The organism is Xanthomonas sp. (genome assembly GCF_017163755.1).
GTDB lineage: Bacteria > Pseudomonadota > Gammaproteobacteria > Xanthomonadales > Xanthomonadaceae > Xanthomonas_A.
On sequence record NZ_JAFIWC010000056.1, the window covers coordinates 1 to 6,794 of the forward strand.

General features: G+C 70.6%; 6 protein-coding genes. All 6 read right to left on the reverse strand.

Translation table 11 applies throughout. From position 1 onward, the window contains the following. Nucleotides 1-117: 117 nt before the first annotated feature. Nucleotides 118-1,188 (reverse strand): LacI family DNA-binding transcriptional regulator, encoded by a 1,071-nt coding sequence (locus JR065_RS21220; RefSeq protein WP_206236506.1) that lies wholly within the window; start codon nt 1,186-1,188, stop codon nt 118-120. 47 nt (nt 1,189-1,235) lie between these two features. After that, a complete protein-coding gene (locus JR065_RS21225) occupies nt 1,236-2,819 on the reverse strand; it encodes a family 43 glycosylhydrolase (protein WP_206236507.1) in 1,584 nt (527 codons plus the stop codon). A gap of 97 nt (nt 2,820-2,916) precedes the next feature. After that, nucleotides 2,917-4,200, reverse strand: coding sequence for a TRAP transporter large permease (locus JR065_RS21230; protein WP_206236509.1), 1,284 nt, complete (start codon nt 4,198-4,200; stop codon nt 2,917-2,919). 3 nt (nt 4,201-4,203) lie between these two features. Further along, on the reverse strand, nt 4,204-4,755 hold the full coding sequence (locus JR065_RS21235) for a TRAP transporter small permease (RefSeq protein ID WP_206236510.1): 552 nt from the start codon (nt 4,753-4,755) through the stop codon (nt 4,204-4,206). A 10-nt stretch (nt 4,756-4,765) separates the two neighbouring features. Beyond that, on the reverse strand, nt 4,766-5,761 hold the full coding sequence (locus JR065_RS21240) for a TRAP transporter substrate-binding protein (RefSeq protein ID WP_206236512.1): 996 nt from the start codon (nt 5,759-5,761) through the stop codon (nt 4,766-4,768). 40 nt (nt 5,762-5,801) lie between these two features. Then, entirely contained in the window at nt 5,802-6,626 is an 825-nt protein-coding gene (locus JR065_RS21245) for a 2-keto-4-pentenoate hydratase (RefSeq protein ID WP_206236514.1), read from the reverse strand. Between the last annotated feature and the right edge of the window lie 168 nt (nt 6,627-6,794).

Consider the following 6,794-nt stretch of genomic DNA (forward strand, 5'->3'; position numbering starts at 1 on the left):
AGAAGGTGCCCCGCAGGGGCGGATGAGGGTACGGGCGAAGCCTCGTGCACCCCAGACTCCACGAGACGCTTCGCGCCAGACCCTCACCCCAACCCCTCTCCCGCGGGGAGAGGGGCTTCAGTCTTCCGGCGGCTGGCAAGAATCGCGCACGATCAGGTGCGGGCGCACGCTGGCGATGGCCATCGTCGGCGTGCCTTCGGGCTGGATCAGCATCGCCGCCGCGGTGCGTCCGGTGTCGCGGGTATGCCGCCGCACCGAGGTCAGCGACGGCCACAGCCGCGAGGCCAGCGGGCTGTCGTCGTAGCCGATGATCGACAGCTGCCGCGGGATGTTGATGCCGGCGCGCAGCGCGACCTTGTACACGCCGGCGGCCATCTCGTCGTTGCCGGTGAAGATCGCGCTCGGCCGCTGCTTGCCCAGCAGCAGCTTCTCGGCCGCGGCCACGCCGGACTCGAAGGTGTAGCCGGCCTCGACGATGCGCTGCGGCGGCAGTTCGATGCCGCGCCGGGTCAGCGCCTCGATGAAACCGGCGGTGCGTTCGTGCGCCGAGCGGTACGCGCTGGGGCCGGTGATCAGCGCGATGTCGCGGTGGCCCAGCGACAGCAGGTAGTCGGCCGCTTCGGCCGCGCCGTCGCGGTCGTGGGTGACCACCATCTGCGAGGTGGCGTCCAGCGGCAGCGAGGCGATGCGGGTGTAGCGCACGCCGATGCCGGCCAGCATGTCGGCCAGCGCCTGGTCCTCGGAGGCGCGTGGCACCAGGATCACCCCGTGCAGCTTCTGCTGCTGCACGAAGCGGCGCACCCCGTCGATGTAGCCGGGGCTGCGGCTGTCGCACGGATGCACCACCAGCTCGAAGCTGGACCCGCGCAGCGCGTCCAGCGCGCCGTACTGCATGTCCACGATGTACTGCGCGGTGGGGTTGTCGTAGACCATGCCGATCAGGAACGAGCGCCGGAACGCCAGCCCGCGCGCCAGCGGATCCGGCGCGTAGCCGACCTCGCGCATCAGCGCCTCGACCTTCTCGCGGGTGTCCTTGCGCACCAGCGGCGAGTTGTTGATGATCCGCGACACGGTCTTCTTCGACACCCCCGACAGGCGCGCGATGTCGTTGATCGTCGCCGCCTTGCCGTGCGCCGAGGCGGGGAGGGAGGCCGGGACATCGGCGTGGGGCGGCTTGCGCGACGGCATAAACGGGTAGTCGGTCGGAGAACCTGGGATTCTACCGGTAGCCATGTTCAATCCAGCGCGCGGTAGCGAAAGTGGCGGAACGCCACTTCGCCCTGGCCGGCGGCGTACAGCGCCGGCTTCAGCGCCAGGAACTTGCCGGCCACGTTGTGGTGGTAGCCGGACACTTCCATCTGCACCGGGTACTTGGTCCAGGTCTTGCCGTCGGCGCTGGAGTGGATGGTGACGATGTGGCGATTGTTGGTGACGCGCAGCCACAGGGTGCCGCCCTTGGCGCTGGGCGCCAGCTGCGCCGGGCGCTCCTCGCCGTAGCGGTGCATCACGAAGTTCTCGCCGTTGCTGCCCACGCCGGCGTACAGCCGGTCGCTGTAGAACAGCAGCGCCCCGCCCTGGGCGCCGGGCGCGATCTGCATCTGCACCTCGAACTGGTAGGCCTGGTCCGGCGCGATCACGGTCAGCGGCGAGCTGTCGCGCGGCGCGCGGCCCTTGCCCTGCACGCGCATCGCGCCGTCGCCGAAGGACAGGCGCCGGTACTCGTCGGGGCCAGGATTGAAGAACGACCACTGCGGACCCAGCGTGCTGCCGGCGAATGCGTCCGACAACGGCAGGCCGTGCGGCACCGCGCTGCCGCTGGGCTTCTTCAGCGGTTGGCCCAGGTCGCCGCCCTTGGCCACGAACCAGCCGTCGGCGGTCCATTCGATCGGGTCCAGCAGCGCCTGCCGGCCCAGGGTCCAGAAGCCGTTCTCGTAGCCGTGGTAGAGCATCCACCAGCGCCCGTCGGTGCCTTCGACCAGGGTGGCGTGGCCGCGCGACCACCACGGTTCGGACGCGCTCTGGGTGCGGGTGATCGGATTGTTCGGCGCATTGACCCACGGCCCATGGATCGAACGCGAGCGCGCGGTGATCACCATGTGCCCGGTCGGCGGGCCGGCGGTGCCGCCGACCGCGGTGGTCATGTAGTACCAGCCGTTGTGGCGGGTGATCTTCGGCCCTTCCTGGGCGTAGGCCTCCACGTCCCAGCTTTCCGGGTACTTCCAGCCGTCGTAGACGTGCCTGGGGCTGCCGACCACCTTCAGCCCGTCGTCGGACAGCTGCACGTAGTCGCCGGCGCTCAGGAACAGGTAGCGCTTGCCGTCCTCGCCCACCGCGTGGCCCGGGTCGATGTACTTGCCCAGGCCGATGTCGATCGGCGCGCTCCATGGGCCTTTGATGTCGTCGGCCCAGACCACGAAATTGCTGCGCTCGCCCTGCTCGCCGCGGCGCGCGGGGAAGTAGATGTAGTAGCGCCCTTCGTGCTTGATCAGGTCCGGCGCCCAGATCGCGCCGACGTTCTGGGTGATCGCGTGGCCCAGCGGCTGCCAGTTGACCAGGTCGCGCGAGTGCCAGATCGGCAGGCCCGGGTAGGCGTCGAACGAGGACAGGGTGAGGTAGTAGTCGTCGCCGTCCTTGAGCACCGACGGATCCGGGTGGTCGCCGGCCAGCACCGGGTTGAGGAAGGTGCCGTCGCCCAGGTCGGCCACGCGCTGGCCCTCGATGCCGCGCTTCCAGTCGGCCGCCGCGGCCAGGCCGGCGCACAGCAGCAGCCCGGTGGCCAGCAGCCAGCGCAGGCGGGCGGGGATGGTGCGGATGCTCATTGCTCTCTCCTTGTCCCCGTCGCGCGGGGCGATGCGGCGGCCGGCGACGCCCGCGCCGCCGGCCGGATGAAGGCGGGAGATCCCGCCGGCCCTGCGCTCAGCCGCGCAAGGCCCTCGGCAGCCAGAGCGACAGCTCCGGGAAGAACGTCACGATCAGCAGCACCGCCAGCGCGGCCAGCCAGAACGGCCAGATCGTGCGCATGCTCTGGGCGATGGTGATCTTGCCGATCGCGGTGCCGATGAACAGCACCGACCCCACCGGCGGGGTCACCAGGCCGATGCCGCCGGCCAGCACCAGCACCAGGCCGAAATGGATCGGGTCGATGCCGTAGGCCTTGACCACCGGCAGGAAGATCGGCGTGCAGATCAGGATCATCGGCGCCAGGTCCATGAAGGTGCCCAGCAGCAGCAGCATCGCCACGATCATCAGCAACACCATCAGCTTGCTGTGCGCGAACGACTGCAGGAACTCCACCGCCGCCGCCGGCACCTGCAGGTACGCCAGCAGCCAGCCGAACACCGCCGCGGTGGCGATCACGAACAGGATCACCCCGGTGGTGCGCGCGGCGTGCGCCACGGTGCCGAAGAACTCGCGCCAGCCCAGCTGCCGGTACAGCACGCTGGTCACCAGCAGCGCGTAGACCACCGCGATCGCCGCGCTCTCCACCGCGGTGAAGATGCCGGCGCGGATGCCGACGAAGATCAGCGCGACCAGGCCCAGCCCCGGCAGCGCCGACAGCAGGCGCAGGGCGACCGCGCGCCAGCCCGGGAACACTTCCACGCCGTAGCCGCGGCGCCGCGCCACCACGTAGCCGGTGAGCATCATCGCCAGGGTCATCAGCAGCGCCGGCGCGATGCCGGCGGCGAACAGGTCGGCGATGGACAGCCCGCCGCCGGCCGCGGCCGAGAACAGGATCAGGTTGTGCGACGGCGGCACCAGCAGCGCCACCAGCGCCGCGGTGATGCTGACGTTGACCGCGAAATCGCGGTCGTAGCCGCGCTTGACCATCTGCGGGATCATCGTGCCGCCGACCGCCGACACGTCGGCGATCGCCGAGCCGGACACGCCGCCGAAGAACAGCGAGGACAGCACGCTGACCTGGCCCAGGCCGCCGCGCATGCGCCCGACCAGCGACGAGGCCAGCGCGATCAGGCGCTCGGAGATGCCGCCGCGCAGCATGATCTCGCCGGCGAAGATGAACAGCGGAATCGCGATCAGCGACGCCGAGCCGGTGCCGCCGGCGATCTGCTGCACCAGCACGATCGACGGCAGGTCCACGTACCACAGCGTGGCCAGCGCCGCCGCCGCCAGCGCATAGGCCACCGGCACGCCGATCAGCAGCAGGAACGCGAACAGGCCGAACAGGATTGCGATGGCCATGGTTCAGAGATCTCCGTCGGCGGCGGTGGCAGAGGCGGGCGGCAGCGGCGCCGCTGCGCCCGGGCGCAGCGCCAGCAGCAGCTGGTACAGCGCGAACACCGCCATCAGCGCGCCGCCCAGCGACAGCGGCAGGTAGTTGATGCTCTGCGGCAGCGACGCGCCGGCGATGCGGATGTCCAGCCCGTCGAGCAGCAGCACCACGCCCCAGCGGGCGATCACCACGCCGATGACCACGATCACCAGCGGCCCGATCACGTCGATCGCGCGCCGCAGCAGGGCATGGGTGTGTTCGGCGAGCAGGAAGAAGCCGAAATGGCGCCGGGTATGCACGCCGGCGGCGGCGGACAGGCTCATCGCCGTGCTCAGCAGCAGCAGCGTCACCGGCTCGGTCCAGCTCGGCGAGTCGTTGAGCACGTAGCGGGTGAACACCTGCCAGCCCTGCACCAGCACCAGCCCGAGCAGGGCGGTGGCGGCGATGCCGATGGCGAGGTTGGACACGGCGTCCAGCGCGCGCTGCGCGGGTGTGGGCGAAACGGTGCGGGTGTCTGCGGTCATCGCGATGGCCTCAGGCGAAGTCGCGGATGCGACGGTACAGGGACTCGATGTCCGGCTGCTGCCGGTAGCGGGCGAGCAGCGGCGCGGCCGCGCGCTGGAACGCGGGCATGTCGACGTCGTTGAAGGCGATGCCGTAGTCGAGCACCGCCTGCCGCGCGGTGGCCTCGGAGGCGTCCCAGCGTTCGCGCAGCACCGTAACCGACTGCCGTGCGATGTCCCGCAGCAGGTCGCGGTCGCGCGGCGCCAGCGCCTCGTAGCTGCGCCGCGACATCAGCAGCACGTCGGGGGCGTAGGAATGCTCGCTGCGCGACCAGTAGTGCGCGGCTTCGAAATGGCGGCTGGAGTGGAAGCTGCGCAGGTTGTTCTCGGCGCCGTCGATCATGTGCGTCTCCATGCCGGAGAAGGTGTCGCCCAGCGACATCGGCGTGGGGTTGGCGCCGAGCATGCGCACCAGCTCGATGAAGATGTCCGAGGAGGCGACGCGGATCTTCAGCCCGTGCAGATCCTGCGGCCGGCGCAGCGGGCGCTTGGTGTTGTAGAAGCAGCGCGCGCCGGAGTCGTAGATCGCCAGGCCGATCAGGTCGCGGCGTTCGAAGCCGCGCAGCACCGCCTCGCCGACGCCGCCGTCGATCGCGCGGCGCAGGTGCGCCACCGAGTCGAACACGTACGGCAGGCACAGCGCCTGGGTCAGCGGGAAGGCGTTGTTCAGCGCGCCTGAGTACACCCGGGTGATGTCGATGGCGCCGAAGCGGGCCATGTCGATGGCTTCCGATTCGCGGCCGAGCTGGCCGGAATGGTACTGGCGCAGCGTCAGTCGCCCGCCGCTCTGCCGCTCCAGCGTCTGCCCGATCCAGCGCACCGCCTCGACCGTGGGATAGTCGGCCACGTGCACGTCGGTGGCGGTCAGCAGGCGGCGTTGGCCGCCGCCCTGGGCCAGCGCGGCGGCCAGCGGCGACGCCGCGGCCGCGGCCAGTCCTGCGCCGAGGAAACTTCTTCGAGTGATCATGCTGCGCCCTCCCGCGCCATCATCGTCGCCGTGCGCCGCGTTACGCGGCCACGGCCCTGCAGTGGAGTTCGCCGTAGCCGTCGAAGCGGATCGTCGCTTGCTGGCCGATGGCGATGTCGTGGATGCCGGTGGCGTTGCCGGTGGCGATCAGCTCGCCCTTCCTGAGCGGGCGGCCGCGCCGCGCCGAGCGCGCCAGCGCGAACGCGAACGCCGCGCGCAGCCCGCCCGGCAGCAAGGTGGCGCCGCCGCTGCCGACGCGCTGGCCCTCGATCAGCGTCTCGGCCAGCAGCCGGGTCTCGTCCAGCGCGGTCCAGTCGTCGATCTGCGGCCCCAGGATCAGGCCGTTGTTGTTGCCGAAGTCGGAGATCACCACCCGCGGGCCGAGCTGGTTGATCGTGGCCAGCGGGCTGCTCGCCACCTCCACGCCGATGAACAGGGTCGAGGCCACCTGTGCGGCCTGCTCCGGCGTCCACTGCAGCCGGTCGGCCGGCGCGTCCTCGTCCAGCCGCAGCACGTACTCGGCCTCCACCGCGCCGAAGCCGCCGGCATAGACCGGAATGTCCACAGTTCCACCGGTGGCATTCCATACGGCGCGGGAGAAGATCGGGCCGAGCAGGCGCTCGTCGCCGGAATGGTCGCGGCGCTCGGCGGCGATGTAGCCGACCTTCCAGCCGGCCACCCGGTCCGGCCATTGCGCGATCGCCAGGTCCTGCACGCGGTAGGCGGTCTCCAGGTCGTCCGGGATGGTCCCGGGGAAGTCGGGCAGCGAGCGCCCGTGCTGGCGCGCCTGGACGAAACGGGCCGCGATATCGGCCAGCGCGGGCGGCGGCGTATCCGAAGGGCCGGATTGAGTGCTCAAGGGCATCTCCGAAAAGGGGTGGGAAATTGCTGCGCTGCTCATCGACAACGCTTTGCGCAGTTGTATATGGTAAACCGGTGTCATTGGCAATGTGCGGTGCGGCAAAGAGGCCGGGACTCGGGACTCGGGACTCGGGGTTCGGGGTTCGGGGTTCGGAGGCGGCGGGGTTCGGAG